The organism is Cohnella sp. (genome assembly GCF_041640265.1).
In the GTDB taxonomy this organism is placed as follows: domain Bacteria; phylum Bacillota; class Bacilli; order Paenibacillales; family Paenibacillaceae; genus Cohnella.
On record NZ_JBEQAP010000021.1, the window covers coordinates 42,534 to 66,765 of the forward strand.

General features: G+C 49.9%; 28 protein-coding genes and 1 pseudogene. All 29 read left to right on the top strand.

Annotation, left to right across the window (positions count from 1 at the left end; all coding sequences use genetic code 11):
* Positions 1-200: 200 nt before the first annotated feature.
* The 29 genes and pseudogenes from ACESLK_RS16120 (at position 201) to ACESLK_RS16260 (ending at position 24,209) form a co-directional block, all read left to right on the top strand.
* Positions 201-434, top strand: coding sequence for a hypothetical protein (locus ACESLK_RS16120; protein ID WP_373230604.1), 234 nt, complete (start codon positions 201-203; stop codon positions 432-434).
* A gap of 30 nt (positions 435-464) precedes the next feature.
* Positions 465-2,957: an ATP-binding protein gene (locus tag ACESLK_RS16125; protein WP_373230605.1), complete on the top strand. Its 2,493-nt coding sequence runs from the start codon at positions 465-467 to the stop codon at positions 2,955-2,957.
* Positions 2,954-4,492: a hypothetical protein gene (locus ACESLK_RS16130; RefSeq protein WP_373230606.1), complete on the top strand. Its 1,539-nt coding sequence runs from the start codon at positions 2,954-2,956 to the stop codon at positions 4,490-4,492. The genes ACESLK_RS16125 and ACESLK_RS16130 overlap by 4 nt, the downstream gene beginning before the upstream one ends.
* Positions 4,493-4,551: 59 nt before the next feature.
* Positions 4,552-4,767 (top strand): hypothetical protein, encoded by a 216-nt coding sequence (locus ACESLK_RS16135; RefSeq protein ID WP_373230607.1) that lies wholly within the window; start codon positions 4,552-4,554, stop codon positions 4,765-4,767.
* A gap of 31 nt (positions 4,768-4,798) precedes the next feature.
* Entirely contained in the window at positions 4,799-4,957 is a 159-nt protein-coding gene (locus tag ACESLK_RS16140) for a hypothetical protein (RefSeq protein WP_373230608.1), read from the top strand.
* Positions 4,950-5,909, top strand: coding sequence for a M23 family metallopeptidase (locus tag ACESLK_RS16145; RefSeq protein ID WP_373230609.1), 960 nt, complete (start codon positions 4,950-4,952; stop codon positions 5,907-5,909). Before ACESLK_RS16140 ends, ACESLK_RS16145 begins: the two co-directional genes overlap by 8 nt.
* Positions 5,910-5,915: 6 nt before the next feature.
* Positions 5,916-6,134, top strand: coding sequence for a hypothetical protein (locus ACESLK_RS16150; protein ID WP_373230669.1), 219 nt, complete (start codon positions 5,916-5,918; stop codon positions 6,132-6,134).
* Positions 6,135-6,222: 88 nt separating this feature from the next.
* Entirely contained in the window at positions 6,223-6,498 is a 276-nt protein-coding gene (locus tag ACESLK_RS16155) for a hypothetical protein (RefSeq protein WP_373230610.1), read from the top strand.
* 112 nt (positions 6,499-6,610) lie between these two features.
* Positions 6,611-7,135, top strand: a complete 525-nt coding sequence (locus tag ACESLK_RS16160) for a DNA cytosine methyltransferase (RefSeq protein WP_373230611.1) — start codon at positions 6,611-6,613, stop codon at positions 7,133-7,135.
* Positions 7,136-7,250: 115 nt separating this feature from the next.
* Positions 7,251-8,462, top strand: coding sequence for a tyrosine-type recombinase/integrase (locus tag ACESLK_RS16165; protein ID WP_373230612.1), 1,212 nt, complete (start codon positions 7,251-7,253; stop codon positions 8,460-8,462).
* Positions 8,462-9,445: a tyrosine-type recombinase/integrase gene (locus ACESLK_RS16170; protein WP_373230614.1), complete on the top strand. Its 984-nt coding sequence runs from the start codon at positions 8,462-8,464 to the stop codon at positions 9,443-9,445. Before ACESLK_RS16165 ends, ACESLK_RS16170 begins: the two co-directional genes overlap by 1 nt.
* Complete coding sequence (locus tag ACESLK_RS16175; RefSeq protein WP_373230615.1) at positions 9,442-10,473, top strand: site-specific integrase; 1,032 nt, start codon at positions 9,442-9,444, stop codon at positions 10,471-10,473. The genes ACESLK_RS16170 and ACESLK_RS16175 overlap by 4 nt, the downstream gene beginning before the upstream one ends.
* Positions 10,474-10,573: 100 nt before the next feature.
* A pseudogene (locus tag ACESLK_RS16180) lies at positions 10,574-11,431 on the top strand (DNA cytosine methyltransferase); the annotation flags it as partial.
* Positions 11,432-11,440: 9 nt separating this feature from the next.
* Positions 11,441-11,704 carry a hypothetical protein gene (locus tag ACESLK_RS16185; protein WP_373230616.1) on the top strand — a complete coding sequence of 88 codons (264 nt, stop codon included), beginning with the start codon at positions 11,441-11,443 and terminating at the stop codon, positions 11,702-11,704.
* Entirely contained in the window at positions 11,698-12,498 is an 801-nt protein-coding gene (locus ACESLK_RS16190; protein ID WP_373230617.1) for a DNA adenine methylase, read from the top strand. Before ACESLK_RS16185 ends, ACESLK_RS16190 begins: the two co-directional genes overlap by 7 nt.
* A 43-nt stretch (positions 12,499-12,541) precedes the next feature.
* Positions 12,542-12,733, top strand: coding sequence for a hypothetical protein (locus ACESLK_RS16195; protein WP_373230619.1), 192 nt, complete (start codon positions 12,542-12,544; stop codon positions 12,731-12,733).
* Positions 12,734-12,738: 5 nt separating this feature from the next.
* Complete coding sequence (locus ACESLK_RS16200; protein ID WP_373230620.1) at positions 12,739-12,927, top strand: DUF5049 domain-containing protein; 189 nt, start codon at positions 12,739-12,741, stop codon at positions 12,925-12,927.
* Between the two features lie 67 nt (positions 12,928-12,994).
* A complete protein-coding gene (locus tag ACESLK_RS16205; protein WP_373230621.1) occupies positions 12,995-13,186 on the top strand; it encodes a DUF5049 domain-containing protein in 192 nt (63 codons plus the stop codon).
* A 28-nt stretch (positions 13,187-13,214) separates the two neighbouring features.
* Positions 13,215-14,798, top strand: coding sequence for a CpaE/TadZ family protein (locus ACESLK_RS16210; protein ID WP_373230622.1), 1,584 nt, complete (start codon positions 13,215-13,217; stop codon positions 14,796-14,798).
* Positions 14,799-14,812: 14 nt separating this feature from the next.
* A complete protein-coding gene (locus ACESLK_RS16215; RefSeq protein WP_373230623.1) occupies positions 14,813-15,043 on the top strand; it encodes a hypothetical protein in 231 nt (76 codons plus the stop codon).
* Between the two features lie 41 nt (positions 15,044-15,084).
* Positions 15,085-16,227: an SAF domain-containing protein gene (locus ACESLK_RS16220; protein ID WP_373230625.1), complete on the top strand. Its 1,143-nt coding sequence runs from the start codon at positions 15,085-15,087 to the stop codon at positions 16,225-16,227.
* 11 nt (positions 16,228-16,238) lie between these two features.
* Positions 16,239-16,964: a hypothetical protein gene (locus ACESLK_RS16225; RefSeq protein ID WP_373230626.1), complete on the top strand. Its 726-nt coding sequence runs from the start codon at positions 16,239-16,241 to the stop codon at positions 16,962-16,964.
* The gene (locus ACESLK_RS16230; RefSeq protein ID WP_373230628.1) at positions 16,954-17,790 is read left to right on the top strand and encodes a ParA family protein; all 837 of its coding nucleotides are present in this window, start codon (positions 16,954-16,956) and stop codon (positions 17,788-17,790) included. Before ACESLK_RS16225 ends, ACESLK_RS16230 begins: the two co-directional genes overlap by 11 nt.
* Positions 17,791-17,793: 3 nt before the next feature.
* A complete protein-coding gene (locus ACESLK_RS16235) occupies positions 17,794-19,662 on the top strand; it encodes an ATPase, T2SS/T4P/T4SS family (protein ID WP_373230629.1) in 1,869 nt (622 codons plus the stop codon).
* A complete protein-coding gene (locus tag ACESLK_RS16240) occupies positions 19,655-21,724 on the top strand; it encodes a hypothetical protein (RefSeq protein WP_373230630.1) in 2,070 nt (689 codons plus the stop codon). The genes ACESLK_RS16235 and ACESLK_RS16240 overlap by 8 nt, the downstream gene beginning before the upstream one ends.
* A 20-nt stretch (positions 21,725-21,744) precedes the next feature.
* On the top strand, positions 21,745-22,224 hold the full coding sequence (locus tag ACESLK_RS16245) for an ABC transporter permease (protein WP_373230632.1): 480 nt from the start codon (positions 21,745-21,747) through the stop codon (positions 22,222-22,224).
* Between the two features lie 67 nt (positions 22,225-22,291).
* Entirely contained in the window at positions 22,292-22,681 is a 390-nt protein-coding gene (locus ACESLK_RS16250; RefSeq protein WP_373230633.1) for a hypothetical protein, read from the top strand.
* Between the two features lie 12 nt (positions 22,682-22,693).
* Positions 22,694-23,242 (top strand): hypothetical protein, encoded by a 549-nt coding sequence (locus ACESLK_RS16255; protein ID WP_373230634.1) that lies wholly within the window; start codon positions 22,694-22,696, stop codon positions 23,240-23,242.
* Entirely contained in the window at positions 23,229-24,209 is a 981-nt protein-coding gene (locus ACESLK_RS16260; protein WP_373230671.1) for a hypothetical protein, read from the top strand. The genes ACESLK_RS16255 and ACESLK_RS16260 overlap by 14 nt, the downstream gene beginning before the upstream one ends.
* Positions 24,210-24,232 lie beyond the last annotated feature (23 nt).

A 24,232-nucleotide genomic window follows, 5' to 3' on the forward strand; every position in this document is an offset into this window, starting at 1 on the left:
ACGGAGTGAAGGCAATATGAAATCTTTACATGCATCGATTTCTCGTGAAAAGTTAACACACCTTCGGGTTAAAGATACTGTAACTTTCCGGCTGGTCAATAGCGGGCATTGCAGCGGCATCATTGAAAGGTGTTTGCAAACCAAGACAGCTTCACCTTTGATACTGAGTAATGAACCGATCTATAAAATGAGGTGAACAAATGGGCAATTGGAAACACAAGGTGTCGATCAGCCTTGACGACCTATTGGAAAATGAATCAACGAGTGTAGAACAGAAGGGCCGGACGATTGCCGAGCGGTTAAGCCGTGAAGTATGTTTCCGGTCTTTTCCGTATTTGGCGGAGTTTCGATCGGTCCAGAACGCAGAGGAACTGGATGAATGGCTGACACGCATGTACGACTACGCCGACCGACATCGTATCTGGATCAGATGAAGACTAATTTCAGAAGGGAGGTGAGAGACGTTGAAATTTCCGATTTTGTATTGGGAACAAAACCTCCTGTTCGATACGCTGCTTAAACCATGGGCGGTGTACCGCATTCCGCTAAAGCCATATGCTTATCAATCACTGGAGAAAAAGCGCGGCACCGTAAGCCAGATGCAACAGTTTTTGCACAGCTACCACGGCAGCGGACAGTTGCTTTCCGTGACCCGGATGATGGATGCCAGCATATGGCAAGCTAGACGCACGGGTCATGGTGCGGAATATGAACGTTATGTGAAAGCGGTCATGCAACGGTTTGCCGAGCGGCGGCCGTGGCAGCGATCGCTTTATCTCATTTTGCAGTTATCTGCTGTGCAAAAGCAGTTTCCGGAAGTGGATTTGTCCGGCTTGCTTAAAACGGGCGAAACCTTGAAGGCGTTGGCAGGTGCGCTGGGTCGAAGCGTGACGGAGCAATTCTGGTACCGTCAACGCGGTGAACTGGAGATGGAACGTCTTCAGATTGCCAAGTCAGCGGAAAGCTTGCAGTTTAATCAGGTGAACCATCACCTGAGCGGTGAACGATGCGGACCGCAAGAAATTGAATGGTTGTTGCGACGGGGTTTCTTCAGGGGTTTATCCTTAGAACCCGAATTGACACTGACACCGGAATCGATGCGCGAGGTACGGGTGAAGGGCGACAAGGTTTTGCTGCGTCCGAAAAAATCGCTACCGATTTTGCTTGCTGCTGATCTGGTTTCCGAAGAAAAAATGAAGACCTGGATCGTGCATCATGATGATCTTGATGAGGACAGTTTGAAGAGCTTTCAGGCCTTCTTCTCCGTTGTCGATGTGCCGGAGGAGATTGATACGGTTGGCGACGAGTGGTTGTATGCACTTGAAGACCTTCCCTTTCCTGCAGAGGTCAGCATTCATTTTCAGGTGCAAACACCGCATGAAGCGGCGGGCGGATTGCAGCGCAATCGCAAGGTGCTGAAGGATCAGAGACGCGAGTATAAGGAAGCATCCGAGGAAACGCCAATAACACTGGAATGGGCAGGGAAGCGCGGACGGGTGTTGGAGAACAAGCTGCAAAAAGGGATGCCGCTCGTATGGGCGTCGACTTGGCTGAACGTTTCGGCTTCCTCCCGCAAGGAACTGGAGGAACGTTCCGCGCAGCTCCTGCAATTGTATGCAACCAAGCAAATTCGCGTGGTTCGCTCTCCGGCGGATCAGGGCACGGCTTTTCAGCTCTTTTTGCCCGGTTCGGTGATGGACAAGCAGAACCGGATCCCGATGGATCCAAAGTTTCTGTCTGCTGGGATGCTGCACGGGTCGCGGGAAATCGGCGATCCGGACGGCGACTATATCGGACGCACCTTGCATCGCATTCCGGTGCTGCTGGATTTGAAGCGCCCGATGTCCAAGGAACTGAACCGTTCCGGGGCCATTGTCATTGTCGGTACGCTTGGCTCAGGGAAATCTGTATTGAAGAAGACGCTGTTCTACCATGGGTACAATCAGGGCGGCATTGTGTTCTCCATTGATCCCAAAGATGAGGATGGCAGCTTTGCTTTGATCCCGGATATCCGTGAGAACATGATACGGCTTAATTTTTCAGCGGAGTCAACGACGAAGTTCAATCCATTTCGCATGTCGAATAGTGAAGAACGCGCTCACGGCATTGTACTAGACTTCCTGAGTCTGTTACTTGAAGGAACAAGAAACGATGAACGAGCAGACGCATTAATGGAGGCCGTTGAGCGAACCTTTGAGCAGGAGAAGCGCGACCTTCACATCTTTATGACGGAATTGGAGCGTATCGCAACCGAATCACCGATGGAAGCGATCCGGGTGGAAGCCAGAAGATGTGTGAATCGTTTACTGTCGTACTCGCGCAGCCCGTTTGGTAAATTCATCTTTGCCCACGACGGGGAAGAAAACGCGCAGCTCAGCGGTGCGCGTTTTATTGTCATTACGCTGGCTGGATTGCCGCTACCGAAGAAACGGAGTGAACGTCTGCAAACGGCGCTGACGCCGAATGAGCGATTTGGTCTTGGCATCATGTATCTGGTAGCCGCGCTAGGGCGCGAGTACATGTTTTATAGCCCACACGATCAACTTAAAATATTTGGCATTGACGAATCGTGGATGCTGAAAGCTTTTCCCGAGGGTGCGTTACTGATTGATGAAATCATCCGCATGGGTCGCTCTTTCGCGGTAGTGCCGCTTTTGGCAACACAAAACCCGGGGGACGTTGCCGATGAAGAGACCCGCAACAATTTGGGGTCTATTTTTTGTTTCCGCACGGAGGACCCTCGGGCTATTGCGGACAACCTGACATTGCTTGGACTTGATCCCGATGATGAGGACATGATTCAGGCGTTTCGTGAATTGAAGGCCGGAGATTGCTACATGAAAGATATAACGGGTCGGATCGGGCGGGTACATATTGAACCGACACCGGACGATCTGCTTACCATCTTTAATACAACGCCGGATCGTGTGCCGATGGAAAGGAGGGAAACCCCTTGAGACGAAAATGCCGTTATGGGCTTTTACTGATGGTGTTTATCGCTTGTTTGATGAGTTTGGCAAACCCGCTCACCGTTTTTGCACAAGCGCCCCAAGATATGCTCGATCAACTGTTGCCGGGTGAAAGTCAGATGGGAATTGAACCGGGTGATCGGACGCTAGATTACCGACAGTACCCGACGGATCACTACACATGGGATTTGGGGTACGATCTCGTGGAATGGTCGGGTTGGAAACCGAAGTTGAATAATCCATTTCCGATCATTCTGAATTGGATCGCGAATGGGCTATTTTTGGCGAATGCCTTCATTACCCGGCTTTCCATTTTTCTGATGCAGCTTGGTTTTCATACCGATCTGGTTAACGAACAACTGTCGATGATCCTGCCAATCATGGAAGGGATGCGAACAGGTTTTTTTTCCAAATTTTTGCCGTTTGCTCTTGTGCTCTTGGCGGCGTGGATGGTGAAGGTCGGGTACTGGAACAACCAGACAACGCGGCTGATGTCTGGCGTGGTTGGTTCGATTGTTGTCCTGATCGGCAGCTACTGGTTTTTCACCCATTCGGGTCAGAGCATCCGTGCGGTATCACAGACGATGGACAAGCTGACGCAAATTACGATGGGATCGCTGGCCGCGCCTTACCAACGCGTGACGGGAGAGCAACTGGGCGCAGGTCTGTCGAATGTGGCAGATCAGCAGTTGATGGCGACGTCCAATCGGCTATGGAAACTGTTTGTAGACCGTCCTTGGACGATCGGGCAATTTAACCGACAGGATGGAAACGTGGTGCGCATGACAGCGGAGGAAGTGGAGGCGATTTTGGATCAAGCAGAGGAGGAAGACGTGGAGTTATCTGTGCAGGTCGGCGATGCGTGGTCACACTGGATGCGGCAGTATGCGCCGGGTATGACGCACCGGGACATTTTGCGCAAGGTGCTGGGTGATGCAAAAATTGACCACGGAGATCATGCCGACATTCCCTATGTGTTTGGTGGCGGATCGGCGGGCATTCGCTGTCTGGTCGCTTTACTGTCCCTGATTGCCACGTTAACCTTGCTTCTGTTTGTCGGAACGATTTCATTTATTTTGATTTTGGCTCAGGAAATGGCACTGGCGATACTTATTCTTGCACCGGTCGTGCTGCTGCTTGGACTTTTTCCGGAACGGGGGTTTATGTTTGTACGCCGCTGGCTCGGCTGGTTGATCGGGGTCCTCGGTACGAAGGTCATCTATGGATTTTACATGGGCTTTACGCTGCTTGTTGCCGATATCGTCGCGCGCGGCTCCGGCATTCTGATGCTGCAGCAAATCTTTGTGGCGCTGCTCTTTTTCTGTGCATTTTTGTTCCGCAAAAAGATTCTCAAACAGGTGCTTAGCATCTTCCAAGCGCCGACACCGCATGAGATGTATGACACCTCCAAAAAGGAAGTCGTCCACCATTGGGGGGAAGCGAAGCAGTCGTGGCAAAACACGAAGGAAACGACGAAAAAAGCAGCGGTGACAGCGAAGAAGATCATTTCCAAGTTGAAATAAGGAAACCGATGCAGAAGTGACGATCCAAGCTGAACAGGAAAGTAGGGGGAGGCATGTGAATGAACCGGATTGTGGAGTGGCTTAGGGGTGAATTCCAGGTGCAGACCTTGTCCTATGAGGAAAAGCTGGCGCACGGTCTGGTTTTTCGGGGAGTTAGCCGTGGCGAGGAAGTGGTGTTTTTGGTGCCCGAATCGCAACATGTGTGGATGAGAAAAGCGGCTAGCCAGGAGTGGAAGCCAACGGGGATTAAAGTACCTGATCGGGTCATGCGGTGACTGTTGTCAACTTACAAAAGAGGGGATGACGATGGATGTTGTGAAAGACTGGGAGACGTTGGTATCCGACCTGATGCAGCGGATCCAAAACGGCGATTCTTCGTATCGACTGCTACTGGACAAAGCGGAAGCAGATCTGAAAAAGGCGCGTGAAAAACAAGCGACGTTGGAGCGGGACCGCCATGGATGAGGTTAGTGGTCTGATCAAAAAAAGGGTACTCTGGTGGGTGATCGGCAGCTTGGGCTTTGTCGGCATTGTTATTGTGTTGTTGGTTTTACTTGTGGCTTTTGTCTTGTTAGGTGTACTGGTCAGCTCGTCGGATTCCTCTATGGAGGGGATTCCAGTACCCCAACAGCAAACGTTCGATATTCCCGCACCGCTATTGCCGATCTATATTCACGCAGAAAACGAAGCGGTGACGTGGTCGCGGTTGGCGGCGATTCACAAGGTCACCACCGATTTTGGAGCCGAGACTGCGAAGCGGATCGATACGATTGGCGGATTGGGGTTTCCGCGACTTTTGTGGGAAGCGTACAAGGTCGATGGAGACGGGGATGGAAAGATCAGCGCAGATAACCCCTACGATGCGATTTTTTCGTTGGCAAATTATTTGCGATTGGCCTCCCTTGAGACAGATGCTGCGCTGGAAGCGTGGTTTTTAAACCCGATTGATGTAGCGCTCGTTCATGCCAAGGAAGCGGAGTATGCTTCTATGCTAATTATGCCGAGAAACTGGCTGTGGCCGGTCATTGGCTATACATCTCTTTCTAGTTCGTACGGTTCTCGAACCGATCCGGTTACCGGAGAACTTGGGGTATTTCATGATGGGATCGATATCCCCGCTCCGCGTGGTACGCCGGTTGTTGCGATTCAAAAAGGGGCAGTGATTCAAGTGACCCGAAGCAACAGTGGGTACGGTCATTACATCCGACTGTTACATGAAGGCGGTGTCCAGAGTTTATATGCTCATTTATCAGATATCGGTGTTCGTAGCGGACAGCAGGTGCTGCGTGGGGAGGTGATCGGCTGGGTAGGCAGTACAGGCAAATCGACGGGACCGCATCTCCATTTTGGGATGTCGCAAAATGGACAATCCGTTAATCCACAAAACTATTGGTTGGATCCAACAGAAGGAGAGTGAAGGTTGATGCTGGATCAGTTACTTCGTTTTCGCGAGTGTGAACACAGGGGCGATTTGGATGCCTATGCCCGCGACGTGACCCGCTGCGGCGGTAACGTGATTGGACGGGAACTGGACGCCGCCGCTGAAAGAGGTTATTTGACGGTGACGTTTGACAGCGCGGCGGATCGAGAAGCATTTTGGGAGAAGTTTAAACAAACGGATTCGGCTTCTTTTTGTTCTTAAGTAGAATGAATAGCTGGACAATCATGGCGGCTCTCGAGAGAAGGGGGCTATTTTTTATGCCCAAAAACAGTAAAGGGAGATGAAGGAAATGGGAAAACCAAATCAAAAAGTGATCACGCGTGGGGTGCAGGCTTTGGGATTACCTCCGGTCGTGATGAACCTATTTTTTCGGAAAGCAGAGTCATTTCTACCGAAACATGAGTTTCTCGTGTTTGAACCACAGGGCAACCAGGTGGTTATTGGTGATGGTGACGGAAAGCAACTCGATACGATGCAGATGACACTGCCGGAGAAAGTGTGGGTCAAAACTGATGATTATGGCGACCGTTTGGTCATTACGGCGCTGTTGCCTCGGGAGTATTGAGTGGGAGCGGAAATGTGTGCAGGAAACACTTGAAAATAAATAACGATAGACGGCTGTTCTCGGAGCAGCCGTTTTTTTATGCCCATTTTTCGTTTTACAACCGTTTGGGGAGGTGATCGAGATTCCATACGAGGGAGCTTGTATCGATTTATTTTGCGGAGCGGGTGGACTTTCGTACGGTTTTGCGCAAGCAGGGTTTGACATTCGCCTAGGGGTAGATGTGGATGCATCCGCACTACTCACGTTCGAACACAATCACCATGATGCACGAGCACTAAAGGAAGATGTCAGGCAGTTGACCGGAGCCAAGCTCCGGGAACTGGCAGGTAATGAAGCGATATTCGGCATCATTGGCGGCCCACCGTGCCAGGGCTTCAGTGTGGCGGGAAATCATAATCCGGACGATGTCCGTAATCAACTCCCATATGAATATGCCCGGCTATTGAAGGAAATCCAACCTGCTTTTTTCTTAATGGAAAATGTAAAAGGACTGCTCAGTAAAAAGCAGCGTGTTCATTTTGACGCGATTTACGAGCTGTTTACGGCGGCGGGCTATAAGCTAGAATGGCAGTTGTTGAACGCTTGGTTATGTGAAGCTTTACATAACCAAGCTTATAAAAAGCAAATAATTATGTGAAGTTGCAAGATTAATGCCTTGATTTCCATAGATTTTGCATTGATTTCACTAAACATAAGATGGACCCTAAAGTTAGGGCAGCAATGCTGCTCAATAACTATTGGGAGGAGTCCTTATGTTAAGCGAAAGAGTAAAATCCTTAAAACTGCCGGAGCTCATTGCAGAATTGGAAAAAACCTTGTTGTCTTTGAATTACAGATACGGCAGCATGGCCCGATTCAAAAGCGTATGGGACCCGATGCTGAAATACGCTGAGAAAAAGGGCGTTTCTTATTTCAGCATGGAGTTTGCAAGACAATTCGTACAGGAACGATTCGGATTCTCCATTGGAGAAAAAGATCATACCGGCGCAGTAACAAGAGCTGTCCATGTCATAGCCGATTTTCAGCAATATGGTATGGTGTTCAAGCAAACAAAGGTGAATGAACACAAGTGGCCACCTCAATTTGAAAAAATCTTTGAAGGCTTCCTAGACTATTTACGTGATTTTGGATTCACCTCCGGTTCTTGTCGGACTTGGAGAAGCAGATTTTTTCGATTTGCTGATTTTCTTGACAGACAAGGCGTTCAAGTTTTCTCGGAAATTAATAAGTCCCATATCAACCGCTACTTGGAGACTTTATCCAGTTTTTCAAGTGGAACTGTCTACAGCACGATATGCAATCTGAAAAAGCTTTTTCAGTTTGCTGTTTCCAATGGATATCATCCGGAAGACCTGTCCTCTGTCTTACCTGTCGTTCGGAGAGTGAGCAATCAAAGAATACCGTCTGCGTACACAAGTGAAGAAGTAGCAAAGTTATTAGCAGCAGTGGACAGAGCAAATCCTATTGGAAAACGAGATTATGCCATCCTTATGCTTGTTGCCCGGCTTGGACTAAGAATCAGCGACGTACGTGAACTGACATTTGACGAAATCAAATGGGAAGCAAAAAGAATCGAACTGGTTCAAAAAAAGACCGATGTTGTACTTGTGCTCCCGCTGTTAGAAGACATTGGCTGGGCGATCATCGATTATCTGAAAAACGGTCGACCTGAAACAGACTGCAATAAAGTTTTCATACGTCATCAAGCTCCTTTTGATGGATTGGGAACGAGTATGCAGTATTTGGTTGTCAAGTATATGCGGGCTGCTGGAATTACTCCGCCAACTGGGAAAAAAACAGGTATGCACGCCCTGCGTCATAGTTTGGCAACCGCGCTATTAGAGAAAAACACTCCAATGCCTGTCATCAGCGAAATATTAGGACATGTCGATTCACACAGCACAGAATTTTACTTGAAAATTGATATTGAACGGCTGCGCAAGTGCTCATTGGAGGTGGAGTAATGAAGAGCGGGATCCATTTTACAGGCAAATTCGCACCATTATGCGAAACCTTTCTAAAACAAAAACAAGCTCTCGGCTATTCATACTCCACTCAAAGCTATCTCTTAAAACGGTTTGATGATTTTAGCAATTCATTCGACGTCGTCGACTATTCACTGTCAAGAGAATTGGTTCTTGCCTGGATTAAAAGGAAACCGAATGAGGTACCGACAACACAGAGCAATCGCAAAAAAATGATCAGGCAATTCGCCATTTTCTTGAATGCGCAGGGTTACCAGTCCTATGTGCTTCCGAAACAGCGTTCAACACCTAAGATGAACGTGCCTTACATTTTTACCAAACAGGAAATTGAAGCACTTTTTGCAGCACTGGATAATACAAATCCATCGAGCCTTTCTCCTCATGCTCATGAAGTAATGGCATTGCTATTCAGATTGCTGTATGGCTGTGGACTTCGTATCTCAGAGGCTGTACGTCTGCGTATTCGCGATGTTGATTTGAAAGCAGGAGTGCTCACCATCCGTAAAGCCAAGCATGACAAAGACAGACTGATTCCCATGTCAAAGTCAGTTGCAGAAAAATGTCGGAGTTACTTTCAAAAATGTTTGATTCATTCGAGCAACGATGATTTCTTATTCCAAACGAAATGGAAAAAGCCTTACAGAACAGACCATATCGGAAAACGATTCCGGGAGTTGCTTAGAGAGATCGGCATACCGTATTGCGGCAGAACAAAAGGGCCACGACTGCACGATTTAAGGCACACCTTTGCTGTCCATTGCCTAAATCAATGGGCAACCGAAGGAATTGATGTTCAATGCGCACTACCATATCTGTCAACCTATTTAGGCCATAATTCTGTATCGGCTACAGGCTGGTATCTGCGGCTCACCGCAGAGGTGTATCCTCAGATCGTAGAGCGCTTTGAAAATCAATTTGGACAAGTCATGCCGGAATATGATTGGAGTGACAATTTGGTATGAGAACTGTAAAACCAACTGATTTTGCTTATTCTTTGACCAAATATCTCTCCGAGTATCTTCCGGGCCAACAGGGACTAAGCTCGAATACGATTTTGTCTTACCGAGACACATTCTCGCTTTTGCTGAAATATTGTAAGACGGAAATAAATCGCCCTGTTGAGCGTTTAGAATTCAAAAGTTTTGACCGAGCTCTGATTGAAAATTTCCTTGTATGGCTTGCTGAATCGCGAGGCAATTCAATTGCTACCCGCAATCAGCGATTGGCAGCACTGCACGCCTTTTTCAGGTATGTGCAGGATGAGAAGCCAGAGCATTTGCTACTATGCCAAAGCATTCTTTCCATTCCATTCAAACGCAAGCCAAAGGCAACTGTTAGCTACCTTTCTTCCGACGGCATTAAATTGATTCTCTCAAAACCGGACGTTACATCATTCAGTGGACGGCGCGACTTGGTCTTGCTTAGCTTGTTGTATGACACCGGAGCAAGAGTTCAGGAAATTGCTGATATTACAGTACGCGATGTTCGCTTGGTAAATCCTGCGACGATCCGATTAGTCGGAAAAGGTAACAAAGCAAGAATTGTTCCTTTGATGTCAGCAACTGCTGATATGTTAAAAAAGCACATCGAAGAAAAACATTTCGGTTCAGTGACGATGCATGATTGTCCACTTTTTTGTAATCGCAACAAACAAAAACTCACTCGCGCAGGCATCACGTACATCCTGAACAAATATGTTGAGTTGGCGAGACTGGAGCAACCTGAACAATTGCCGGACAATATTACCCCGCATTGCTTCAGGCATAGCAAAGCAATGCATCTTTTACAGGCCGGTGTAAATCTTGTATATATCCGCGATCTTCTTGGACATGTAGATATATCTACCACAGAGATCTATGCCAGAGCCGATGCGGAGGCCAAGAGAAAAGCGCTGGAGAATGTTCATGAAAAACCCAAAAACGATTTTCCCTCGTGGAGCGAGGACAGCACATTGTTGGGCTGGCTCCAATCGTTTGGCCGGAAAAGCTAATTGAATTATGTGAAGTTTAATGGCAGTAAGAGTCTTTTGGATTAAGACTTTGCTGCTTTTTCTTTGCATAACCAATTGCTTTTCATAAGCTTGGGATTATGGTGTGGCGCAGACGCGGGAGAGGGTGTTTATTATCGGGTTTCGAGCGGATTTGAACATCACATTTGAATGGCCGCAGCCTGATCCATCGCGTCCGGTGCTGTGGGATGCCATTGGCGATTTACCGGATCCGGTAGACAGCGAACCGACACTGATGAACCATACGCTGTCCAATCCCCGTCCGGCCTCAATGGAGAATCGCATGCGCAACGCTGGTAAAGGGGTCTCATTGTTTGACTGCAAGGTTCAGGACTGGGAGCAGCCATGTAAAACAGTCACTGCCCATTTGTCGAAAGATGTTGATTTGGCACATCCCGGTTCTCCGCCCAATCATGAGGGCGACTTGTTTGATAATGTTCGGGAGCAGGGAGGTTACGAACAGGAAAACCGTACTGTGAGTTGGGATACGCCATCCTATACGATTACCGCGCACAATCGGTCGGCGGGACTGCATCCGAATCATGGTCCGGTACCGCAAGATTCCGAACAGGTGCTGCGGCTCATTTCGCAGGCGGATCCAAACGGGGTTATTCCGCTGGAGGTGCTACAGGCCGAAATGCCTTTACGGGTCGAGGGCTTAAAAGGTCGACAAAAAAGGGGTGCATGGCATAAGCCGAATCCAACGATTACCGCGCAAACCACTTTTTATACGGGTGCACACTACCATCCCAATGCTTCCCGTCCGCGTCGCTTCACGGTAAGGGAATGCGCGAGAATTCAATCTTTTGCGGATTCATTCGTCTTTTACGGCAGCTTGAGTGCCCAGTATCGTCAGGTTGGCAATGCAGTACCTCCAAAGCTGGCCTACCAGTTGGCACGGCAAATTGCCTTAGCTTTTCGAGAAGCGGGGCGGAGGTGAGGAAATGGCGTGCAGAACATTCAGATTTATGTGAAGGAAATACGAGGTGCGTATCATGTCATCGGCGTTGCGCCGGGGAAGGACTTATACGATCTAGGCAGTCGGGAGAATGCGCAAGAAGCGGTCTGCCAAGCATTGGTATACGCCCGCTTGCTTGGCGTCGCTGAGCAGGAGGTATATTATTGCGGACATACGATTCCGCAACTGGTAGCGCTCGGAGCCGGATTTGTTGATTCCATAACGAAAAACGAAGGAGAGGATCGCCATTGCTGAAAAGTCCAATTCGCTGGCAAGGCGGAAAATCACGATTGCGCGAGGAAATCATGAGCCGCTTCCCGCCTCATATTGTGTATGCCGAAGTTTTTGGCGGCGGGGGGTGGGTGTTGTTCGGGAAAGAACGATCGAAGGTGGAAGTATATTCGGACATTAATGCGGAACTCGTCAATTTTTTCAGGGTCATTCAGGAACAGTGGGAAGATCTAGCTCAGCGCTTTGAATGGGCATTGTATGCTCGTGACGAGTTTGAGCGGATTATGAAACGCCGAGATCAGGAACGGGATCCTGTTATGCGCGCTTATGATTTTTACTATCGCATTTACTCCCATTTCGGCGGCAAATACAACGATTCGGACGACTGGGGGTACACACGCAGTAAACCAGCCTATGATATGTCCAAAGTAAAGGAAAAGTTTAAAATCGCGCATGAACGGCTGATTGGGGTGTATATCGAAAACCGTTCGTTCGAAGAAGTTATCCCGCGATATGATTCGCCGGATAGCTTTTTTTATTGCGACCCGCACTATTTGGGGCTTTCCGGTTACCTGTATAAATTCGATGAAAACCATCACCGAAAGCTGCGTGAACTGCTTGGTGGGATCAAAGGAAAGTTTCTTCTGAGCATCAACGACCATCCGCTAATTCGGGAATGGTATGCACCGTTTGTCATTGATAGTGTAGAGACGCATTACTCTATTGCCAAACAGACGAAAGGCCGTCAACCTGTAAAGGAATTACTCATTTCTAATTATGTTCCAACCGTTAGGCAAGAGGGTGAAACGTACTCATGAACATGGATATCCGAGTGTACGGTTACTAGGAGGTTGGTTGATCATGAATTACATTCGTATTGTACCGCAAGGCGAAAAGTTTGCCGTTGAGCTGGAGCATAGCGGTTCGACGCAGGAAATGGATGTGCGAAATGCATATGCGGATGCGGAAGATTATGCGTTCTATTTGGCGCAGCGTATGAAGGTGGATGTCTATTATCGTGGGCAAAAAATAGATCCCCGCACAAGGAGCTGACGATTTTGTCTATTCAAGTTTCGGAAATCGTGATGGACAGCCTAAACGCAGTCCAAACTTCAGATGATGACGTTGATCTATACGACATCCCGACCGTTATTCGTTGGCTAGAGGCCAACAGCTATCCCGAGGCGGCAAGCTGGATGGGTTGTCATGAAAAAAGCTTATCGGGATGGTCTTATTGTTGGTTTTGAAGTCGAGCCTTGGTAAATCAATTCGGCGCATCACAACCTGCAAATCATGGGGAAGGGGTGAAGAACCATGAAAGTACCGAAAAACGTATGGGATGGGCTGGAGGCCGTTCGGGTGTCGGGGAAGACGAATATGCTGATCGTTTCCGATGTCATCCGCTGCGCACAGATGCTGGGTTACCCGGAAACGGCACAGTGGATTCAGGATCATCGAAACGAGTATTGGGAAGGCGTGTTTCAAGGCTTTGTGGCATCAACCTGAGGCTGTGTTTGAAAGGAGGTGGTAAGCTTTGCTGCAAGTCGCTTTGTTTCGTCCCCACCAGCGTGAGCGCCAGGCATGGATCGATCGGCTCCGTGCGTCAGGTTATGCATGTCGCTTCGTCAATGATCTGGATCGGATAACATTCGAGTTAGATATCGTGGTCATTGATTCGGCAGTTGGCAAATGGAAGGACTATGTTCAGCTGGTGAGGGACAAAGGCGTGCCTGTTGTGCTACTCGTAGCCAGCGGCGCACAGTGGGAAGAAGACAAGTTGGCTGCGCTCGGCGTTTCCGGTACGGTGACCGAGGAGGAAGAATCAGATCAACTCTTTGCCCGATTCTTTGCTCCCAACAAACTGGACGACGAAGAGCTGCCGGTTTCTTTTCCGCAGTGGGGAAAAGGGCTTGTACTGTCGACCGAAGAAGTGTTTGTTTCGCGAAAATTGGATCATGCAGATGTGGACGAGCAGGTAGGCGTGCCGACCGAAACGCAGATAGAAACGAGAGGGCCGCATAATGCGACAACGTTTGTTCCGCTTTCACAGCGGAAAGCAACGCGGCAGAAAGCGGAGGGATCTCCTTCTTCTCCAATAGCGCCATGGGTCAGGGAAGATTTCAGTGTTAATTCGGACGAGGTTCAGAAGACATATAACGTTTTTCCGGAACCTCCTTTTCTGGAACAAACGGCACAAGATCGGCCGGACCGACAAGCAGTGACCCCATCTAGAGCGGAGAACGCGGAGCCGATAGGTTGGCTGGAAGAAGGTGAAGAACCGGTGCAACGACAAGCTGTCACGCCTGAGTCGTCTAGCGCTTTGCCTCGGACAAGCAGGGACCTCCCATCGGTTGTCGCCGTCTTTGCTGCCAAAGGCGGCGTAGGTAAAACGACATTACTGATTCATTTGGCTTCATTATTAGCAAATGTTGGATGCCGGGTTTGCATCCTCGATCTGGATCTGATGAACGGCACAGTCGCAACCACATTGCAATTACAACCTCATAAAACGATTATCGATCTGGTTCGCCGGATCGATGATCCGAAAGCAAGCCGAGCCTGTCTTCAACAAACGAAGATGGGCTTTTCCATTGTCGCCGCTCCTTCACAACCGGGAACTTTTATGATGCAGCGGGAGCAACTGTTAGCGATCCTTCGCTTTTTGAAAGAAGAAGCAGATATCGTGCTGATCGATACACCCGTCCATTTCGACGCCCTCACGAAGCTGGCTCTGGAACAAGCGGAGCTACAGCTACTAATGACCACCGACGAACCGGCCAGCATGCAGAGTATCGTGCGAATGAAGCCGTTGTTATCCAGCTTGTTGCCCGCACCGGACATGTACACCGTATGGAGTCGTTTTACGGAAATCGTGCCAAAGGAGCAATGGCGTGAGGAGATACCCTGGCCGGTAATCCTGGAATTGCCGGAAGATCCAACGATTAGCCGAGCGGTTCGAAGCGGGCAGTTCATAGCAAGTTCACCTTGCAGTCCGTATCGACTGCGTGTGAAAGAACTGGTGGATCGGTGGATGGGCGTGGAACCGGAGCGTCCCAGTAAAAAACGGAACCTGGTGGCACGTTTTTTTTCCAATCTAAACCAAAAAAACAATTCCTGAAAGGTGGTGAGAACATGAATGTGCTTGAGGCAAGAATCGTTCATCCCATAAATGCCATTGGCGGTTTGTATGTCTTTATTGATGGGACGCAAACGGAGATATACAAGGGAGCCTCCGATCGTCTGGCGGTCGAGACCGCGAACAGTCAAGGATGGAAGGGCAACGGACGAGGGACTGTTGGCATCCCAACGCGCAAGGGGATCGATTTGTACACGTGTTCCTACTGGTTTCACGAAAGGCGGTAGCGTTTCTGCCGCTTTATCTTATCGAGAGGGGAAATGTAGCGATGTCATTTATGTACCGCTACCGCAAACCGGTCGTGATCTCGGCGATTGGTTTGGGTTTTATTATGCTGCTTGCCACATGTGTCTTTTTCTTGCACCAGCAAGCAGAGCAGGAACAGCTGCGTGAGCAGCTTCAAGCTCATTATGAAAAGAAAATCAAGGAACTGCAAACCATGGAGCAGGCCGCAAAAACACGAATTCTTGTGGCCAGCCGGATCCTTCTCGCAGGAACGACGTTGCAAGCGGGCGATGTCAGGTCCGTGGAGGTGTCTATAGCCTTGGTGGCATCCGGCAGCATCAAGGAGCAAAGCGCAGCGGTCGGCAAAATCACGAAAATTGACTTACAGCCGAATACACCGCTCGTCGCTTCGATGCTGTTTGAGGACAAGCCGATCCCAAGGGATCTGCGATTTCAGGAATTTAACGTGATCCAATTGCCGACGAATTTGCAAAAAAGCCAATTTGTCGATGTACGCATTAACTTTCCGACAGGCGAGGATTATATCATTCTTGCCAAAAAGAAAGTCCGAGAAGTGGCTGGCACCATTGTCTGGGTCGAGATGAATGAAAAGGAAATCCTTATGGCTTCCAGCGCGATCATCGATGCGTATTTGCAAGGTGCAAAGCTATACGCGCTCACCTATGTCGATCCGGGTATACAAGAGGCAGCCATTGCCAATTATCCATCAAATCAGAAGGTGCTTGACCTGATGGAACGCGATCCCAATGTGTTGGAAGAAGCAAAATCCGCACTCGCCCGTCAGCTTCGCACCGTTTTGGACAACAACCTGAAAGCGATGAGCGACGCGGATAAAATGCGGGTGGTTAGCGGCGCTGTCACCGTGCAGCAGCAACTGCAAAATGAACGCATCACGACCCAGCAAAACAATGCGATGCGACAAACGGTACAACAGCAAGCGGAGCAACAGGCAGTCGGAAAAAATGGACAAGCCGCTCCGAAACCAAACACCCAAACGGAGTCTGTCCCCTCCAACACATCGCCTTCACCGATGCCGGATAAACAAACACCTGTGCCCGATGCCGTGCATGATTCGGGCGAATCGACGCCGGACGGAAAGCCGCCGCAGACAGGCATACTGGACGATATATTTGACCAGCCGTCTGCCAAAGGCCCGGCTTCATGAAGGAGGCCGCGATGAAAAATATTGTCTTTTTTGGTGCGCCGGACAAAAGTCATCTGCTGCTGACGCTCGGTAAGCTGTTGGTTGCCGCAGGACAAAAGGTGCTGCTCGTCGATTCGACGATGGCGCAGTCGCTTCAGGGGTATCTCCCGCTTTCGGGTGAACGGCCGAGTGTGTTCTTGACCGAGTTTGAAGGATTGGATGTCTCGGCTGGGTTCATTACGTTTGGCCAGTTGGATCGCTACATGAAGCAAACGGAAGGCAAGTGGCCCGATTACGATGTGATGCTGCTCGATACGGATCATACCGAGTTTGTGAAAGGTCTGGACTTGTCAACGTTTACTCATTGCGTCTGGTGCAGCAGCTTGGAGAAGCTGGCTTTGCAAAAAAATGCTGAACTGATGCAGCGGCTGTGTTTGGCGGAATCCGCCGCACAGCCGCTGCCGTTTTTCAAGCTGCTGTACCCGTTCGTGCAGGCCACGATTACCGAGGCGTATATCGTTTCGCAGATAGCGTCGTATCCCATTCGGTGGCTGGATCCGGTATTTCGTATTCCTTTTGACGAGCGGGACATTTCGACAAAAATCGATAATCAACATCATGCTCGCATCGACGTGAAAAAGCTTTCTGGAGCCTACATCCGGACGGTGTTGTCCATGTCAAAGCAACTGTTCGATTTGGATGAACGAACCGTCAAAACGGCGTGGAAACGGGTAAGGAGGGATCGTCGTGGGACATAGTGTTGTTTTTTGGAGTCCGGTGCCGGGGCAGACCGGTACCACAACGAACTTGATCGCTGTCACCACGCTGCTTGGTCTGGACTATTCCTCCCGATTGCTCGTGCTTGGGTCTGTGCAAAGCCGCCGAGCTGCTATCGAACAGGCTTTTATCAAGCGGCGAACGCAAACGGGAGACGAGCTTGCTTCTGCTGCCGACTCCGGCATCGATGCACTAGTGCGGTTGACTCAAAACCGCAAGCTGACAGCGGAGATGATCCGGGACTATACCTTGCCGCTTTTGAAGGATCGGCTCGATCTGCTGCACGGTTCGAACAAGGCGGACAAAGCGTTTATCCCCGGCATGAAGGAGGTACTGTATCCGTTGCTTGATACGGCCAAGCGTTATTATGACCTGACGCTGATTGACGCGGGAAGCGGCATGGGGTCGGGATGGACGCAGGCACTCCTGCAAAACGCTGATCTGGTGGTGATCAGCCTGAACCAGAACCGTTCCGTACTGGAGCGTTTTTTTCAGCAACAAGAGGAAGTGCAGAAGGACAAAAAACAGCTTTTTATTCTCGGTCAGTACGACCGGCACTCCGCCTATACAGCCAAAAATATCGCGCGGAAGTATAAGGTGAACGTCCCGATCTATCCCATTCCGCACCATGCAGGCTTTATGGACGCATCACAGGAAGGTTGCGCGATCGACTTTCTGTTTCGCAATCGCAGCGTACCGCGTGACCATGAGAATCAACTTTTCATGCAGAGCGTTCACACACTGGCACAAGCGATCATCGAACAAGCCGGATTGAATAAGCCGTATTTCGGTGGAAAGGGGGGATAACGGATGCTCTATGTGTTCAACTGGCTTCTTATTCTTGTGCTTGTGCTGCTGACCGGTACGCTGCTCTATTTCCGCATGAGTGGGCGAAAGCTGGAAAAGCCGACGGAGGAACGGGTCTATACGATTGCAGCGATGACCGCGTACGTGAAACAGACGCTGCACGATTTAACGAGCAGCAACCTGTACGATCTGGGCTTATCCGAAGAGGCATTCCGTCGCCGAAAACACAAGCGAGCGGAGTTGAAAAAAGCGCTGCGCGGTTGCACATCCGGGGATATGCGGGACAAGGCGTATGTGAAGCAGTTTTTATATGATCTCTTGCTGCAATCCTACCAATTGGATGAAACGAGCATCAATCGGATTCTCCCATTTGATGAGCCGTACGAGCTTTCGCCGCAGGATCAGTTTGACATTCTGCTGTACCAGTATAAGAAACGATACCGGCAGAATGGATTGAGTGAGTTGATTCGAAAATACGATCTGGATCGACCCAAGCTCGGGATTGAGGACGGGAAAACCGAATCGTACCGAATTACCGCTGAGGAGATTCATGATATTTATAAGAAGGAATCGCGGCGGCTGCATTTCGAGGACAAGCTGCATATCGTGGTTCAGCGCATTTATCAGCAATACAAAGGATTTAGTGTAGTGGACGAAATCCGCGACATGAAGATCGATGGCGTGTCGGGCGGCGTTTCCGGAATACCGCCTTCGGTATGGGAAGGCGAATGGGAATTTCAATCCGATTCGTTACTGCGTGAAGTCCCGAAGTCCCACGACAGTGTGTGGATTTTCTACCGAGGGAAGTCGATACACCTTGCCTTCCTCTCGTTTGGAACGGAACAAGAACTGAAACGGGTCAGTCAGAATATTTACAAATATAACTATCCCGGCCAGTTGTCTGAGGCGAATGGCTTTAAGGTCAACGAAATGGCGGACGGATCGCGCGTTGTTGTACTGCGTCCCCGCTTTTCCGAATCGTGGGCCTTTTTTGTACGGAAATTCGATGTGCAAAGCGCGACGCTGGAGCAACTCATTCAAGACGAGAACGCCCAACTTCCCATCGGACTCATCGCTTATCTCGTTAAAGGTGCAAGGATCACCGCCGTCACCGGGGCGCAGGGCAGCGGGAAAACAACGCTCCTTATGGCAATGGTCAAATTCATTTCGGCTACCTTTCCGATCCGAGTACAGGAGATGAGTTTCGAGCTTCATCTGCGAAAAATCTATAAGGATCGCAATATTTTGAGCTTCCGCGAGACGGAAACGATCTCCGGACAGGATGGCTTGGATATACAGAAAAAGACGGATGGAACCGTGAATATTCTTGGCGAGGTGGCGACCGATCCGGTTGCAGCTTGGATGATCCAGATGGCGCAAGTTGCTTCCCTGTTCACACTTTTCACCCACCATGCTAAAACGTTTCGCGATTTGGTGTATTCGCTCAGGAATTCGCTTTTAAAGACGGGCGTGTTTACGAACGAAAAGGTAGCCGAACAACAGGTGATCAGCGTCATCAATTTTGACATTCATTTGAAACGAGATGTCAACGGCAGCCGCTATATTGAGCGCATTACCGAATGTGTGCCGCTCGATCAGGAGATGGATTATCCCGTGCTTTATCGGCAGTCCGAAAAGCTGGAGGAAAAGGTGGTTGCGTTTATGGAGACGGCCACCGAATATTTCCGGCGCTCCACCGATCGGGTCCTGTATGAAGCGCGGAATGTGATTGAATTCCGCGATGGACGGTATGTGGCAGCGCATCCCGTTTCGGTTCAAAACGTGCGGGAGATGCAGGAGCATCTATCCGATGCGGATCGCGCAGCGTTCGTGGCTTTTCTCACGGCGAACTGGGGGGAGCGGAATGGATAGTAAAACATGGCTGTTGGGCTTGTTTGGCGGAGCGGTCGTGTTTTTTCTTGCCACTGTGATCCTTTTCAAATGGCTGTCCCGCAAAAATACGGGAGTCGGTTCCATTCGGGAATACGAAGAGCTGCGGCTCCCCGGTAGAGCCACCAGCAAACAGGCCTTGTATAGTCTCTTGCAACGCGTATATGTCGTGTGCGAACGGGTTCCTGTGCTTCGAGCCTACTTGACGACGATCCGCAAACGTTTGTCGGCACTTCATACCTACGACGAGTGGAAGTTGCGGTTGGAAATAATCAAGATCGCACTCGTTGCATGGGGTGCGCTAATGATCGCTGTCGTACCGCTGTTCTTGTTCGCACGCGATCCGATGACGCTGTTGATGATCGTAATCGGCATCTGGGTCGGTCATGGCATGATTGCAGATGCGTTTGTCCATCGTCTGGAAAATCGGCTGCTCCGTCAGCTTCGTCACTTTTTTGCCGATGTCCGGCATCACTACCACAGGCACGGCATGGTGGAGGAAGCGATCTACGATGCGGCAGACGCCGCACCTTACGAAATGGCACTGCATGGGCAGGAAGTGTATGCCGTGTTGACTGCCAGCGATCCGGAAGAAAAGCTGGAGCAATATTATGAAGTCGCGCCGAACCGATTTCTCAAAGGGCTCGCTGGATTGTCGCACCTGGTCAAGGAGTATGGGGACAAAGCGCTGCAGAATGGCTCGTTATACTTGCATGCGCTCGGACGATTGACGACCGAGTTGAATTTGGATATTTTGCGGCGGGAGAAGCTCAGCTATTTGCTGCAAGGATTGACCACCATCGCGCTCATCCCGATTCTCTTCACCAAGCCGATCGAAAACTGGGCCAGCCGTTACTTTCCCGCGATGGACGATTTTTACGCCAGTAAGCTGGGCTGGATCACGAAAATCGTCATCCTGCTAATCATTCTCGGCTCGTATGTGCTGCTCCGCAAGATGCAGGAATTGGACGGAGAACGAAAGGTGCGGCGGCGAAAGCCGTGGGAACAGCGGGCTTGCGATCTGCCGTGGGTACGCCGGGTCATGGACCGGATAGCACCAGTGCCCGGCACGCGGGAAGCCGCCCGCAGCGCGATGTTGCTCAAAGAAACGAACTCCCCGCTCCGATTGGAGTGGTTTTTTGTGCAGCGCGTGACGATCAGCATCGTGGCGTTTTCACTCACGCTGGGTTTGTTTGTGACGCTTCATGGTGTCACGAGACACCAGATTCTTCATGCGCCGGTAAAGGATACGATGTTCGGCCGTTTGTCAGCGGAGGAAGAAGCGAAAGCGAAGGAAGCGGCGGCGCTCGATCGCCGGATCATCGCAGATGTGAGGGGGGTGAAAAAAAGACTCTCCGAGGCCGTCATGACCGAGATGCGAAAAGTTCCGCAGATTGCGCAGGATGAGGCGCAGTTTCACGCCGCCGTGAAGCGCATTGTGCAGAAAATTGAATCGTTAAACGGCGAGTATCTCAAATGGTGGGAGGTGATGCTGGCCTTGTTGTTCGGCTGGGGTGGCTACTGTGTGCCTGTTGGCTTACTGCTGTTCCAGCGCCGGATGCGGCATATGGAGATGAAGCATGAAGTCGATCAGTTTCATTCCGTGATTGCCATGCTGTCGGAAATGGATCGGATGTCAGTGGAACATCTACTGGAGTGGATGGAGCGGTTCGCCTTCATTTTCAAGGAGCCGATTCAGCACTGCCTCTTGCATTACGAGCATGGCGCGGAACAGGCGTTGGAGCAATTGAAAGAAGAAGCGCAGTTTTTGCCTTTTGTCCGAACGGTGGAAAAGCTGCAACTGGCCGTAGAGAAAATTCCGATCCGGCAGGCGTTCGACGATCTGGAATCCGAGCAAGCCTTTGCGCAAGAACAGCGCAAGCAGGATTACGAAAGGCTGATTGAAACGAAAGCGGGATGGGGGAAAATGATCGGCTTTGCGCCGATGATGTCCCTCATTTTTTGTTACCTCGTCTTTCCGCTCGTCTATGTCAGCTTGAATCAAATGTCAGTGTACTATGAGCAAATTCAAAAAATCCAATAACAAAAGGAGTTTGATGTACGATGAGTAATGCACAAAAAGCGCTGGTGATGGCAGCGGGTATTTTCCTCGCCATCGCGCTGATCACACTTGCGGTAGTCATGTTTATTTCCGCCCAGGAATCGACCAAAGCGGCGCAAAGCAATTTCAGCAACATCCAGACGGAGCTGTCGCAAACGGCCTTTACCGTCTATGACAATACGCTGGTGTCGGGAAGCCAGGCGGTTAATGCGCTGCGCAAGTTTTCCGATCAAGACCAATTCGGCATTCAAATTGTAACGGGAAAAAATCCGGCTGGACAGTGGTATGGCAAGGTAATCAATACGGGCGTTCCGGTGGACAGCATCACGTATGGTTCGGTTGTAGGGCCGGCTCCGGGAACGCTGGTTCAAATACTCGATGAAGCGGATATCAACTACGTGAATCCGAGCGGCAAATTCCGAGCACAGCTTGTGAAAGACAGCAGCAATGTCATTCGTGGTATTGTATTCCGTCAACAGTAATCAGAATGTGGACATGCCCTATCCGTTTAACGGTGGGTATGTCCTTCTTATGAAGGGAGGTCATTAGATGGGGTACTCGGTTCGGTCGATGATCGACATGAGTTTTGCTTGTCTAATGTTTGTGGCCGCTGTGACCGTAGGCTTGCTGTTGTTTCAGAGCGGATCCGCTTCACTTAATGTTGCTTATGGCACTAACCAAATGGCGGATCGTAGTGTTCACTCGACGTTATCTCCACTGGTTGGGAACGGCAAAGTCACCGGAGCGGAGGTGCTTCAATCGATCGCTCATATTGAAGAAATCGGGGTGGAGATTGTTGTGGACGGTACCGTGTTTACGCCACAGCTTGAACGGGAGGAAGCTGTTGTTTCGGGTATTCGGACGGGCAGCAAGTATGTTCCTGCTTACGAGCGAGGCCCGCAAGGAGAACTGCAACGGATTAGGTTTAACTCGCTGTGAAAGGGGTGTGCGATGAACAGTATTTCAAAGGTGTTTGCGATAATAATGGCGATTCTTCTTTTATATATATTCCCGATCTCCGCTGCGTTTGATAATCAGGACGATGTCTCGGAGCTGGTCGTGCTTCGGGCGGTGACCACATTTGTGGATGCGGTGCGGGATAAAGGCTACATTTCTCCAGCGATGTACAATGACTTTGTGCAGGGATTGCATGCGACCGGCAACACGTTTGACATTCAAATGGAGCATGGGCAAAAACGATATGATCCGGTGTATGACGACCCAACACGCCCTGAGACGTTCCGGGATGCGTACGCTATTCACTATGAAACCTTTTATAACGCGCAAATGTTGCCGGTGCTGTTTCCGAATACGACGGCGGGTAAAGACGATCCGACGCGCCGGTATAAACTGGCGGTGGGCGATACGTTTCATGTGTTCGTGAAAAACACGAACCGAACGAATGGGACGATCCTGCACGATTTTCTGAATAATGCCAGTAGTCCGCATGAAAAAATCTTTATTCCCTACGGAGGCGTTGTGCGCAATGAAGATGGTTAACTGGGCAATCGTAGGGGTGTTGATTCTGCTGCTGTTCTTTGTCATCAATCGGCTGGATACCGAAACGCAGCGTCGGATGATGATTACGGAGCTTCGCTATGATGCGGCGCTAGATACAGCAGTAGATGATGCGGCACAGGCGTTGCTTACGAATATGAACCAACAGAAGGAAGCGCAGTACGATTCGGGGAAAAGGGTTCGGGTGAACAAGGAGGAAGCCATCGCGACATTTTACCATACGCTGTATTTGAATTTTGGCATTTTGGATGATCCGATCTCTCAGGGCGTCTTGAATCGATACATTCCGGCGGTGGCGGTTATTGGGTATGATGGTTTTTATGTGTATGCCGAAGAAGAATTTTCGAATACGGCTGGTGAAACGGAGATACGGCCCGTGTGGAGTCCGAAGAAGCCTTATGCGTATGCCGACACAAAGGGCAATAGCCTTTCCTTCACGCTGGATGACTATGTGACAGCTTATGAAACGGGTAGCGGTGAATGGCAGGAGGGTTTTAGGACGGAGATTCAACAGACAACAGTGATTCCGCTCCTTCACGATCCGCAGTTATTCGATCAGGTGCGACGAAATACGATTGTAAATGCGATTCAGAATGAACTGACGTATCGGATCAATCGCCATAATGAGTATGCGATGCGGACAGGTGTGTCCTATACATTTATGCTGCCGGCGATCAGCCAAGAGGAGTGGAACAACACGATCAATGACACCGGAGTATTGGCCTTCATTCAGGGGATTCCGATGGGGAGCAATGTGTATAACAACTATGCATTAGGCGGTAGCAGGGTGCTGAAAAAGCCGATCATTGTTGGGGCGATCAAGGACGGCATGAAGGTGTATTATCGCAACACCTGTCCGTTTTCATATCCGATTGAAGAAACATTCGAGAGCGGAAAAGCAGCTGCACAAAAGGGATATATCCCGATCAGTTGCAGGAATACGACATAAATCGCAATGCTTTCATGAAGGAG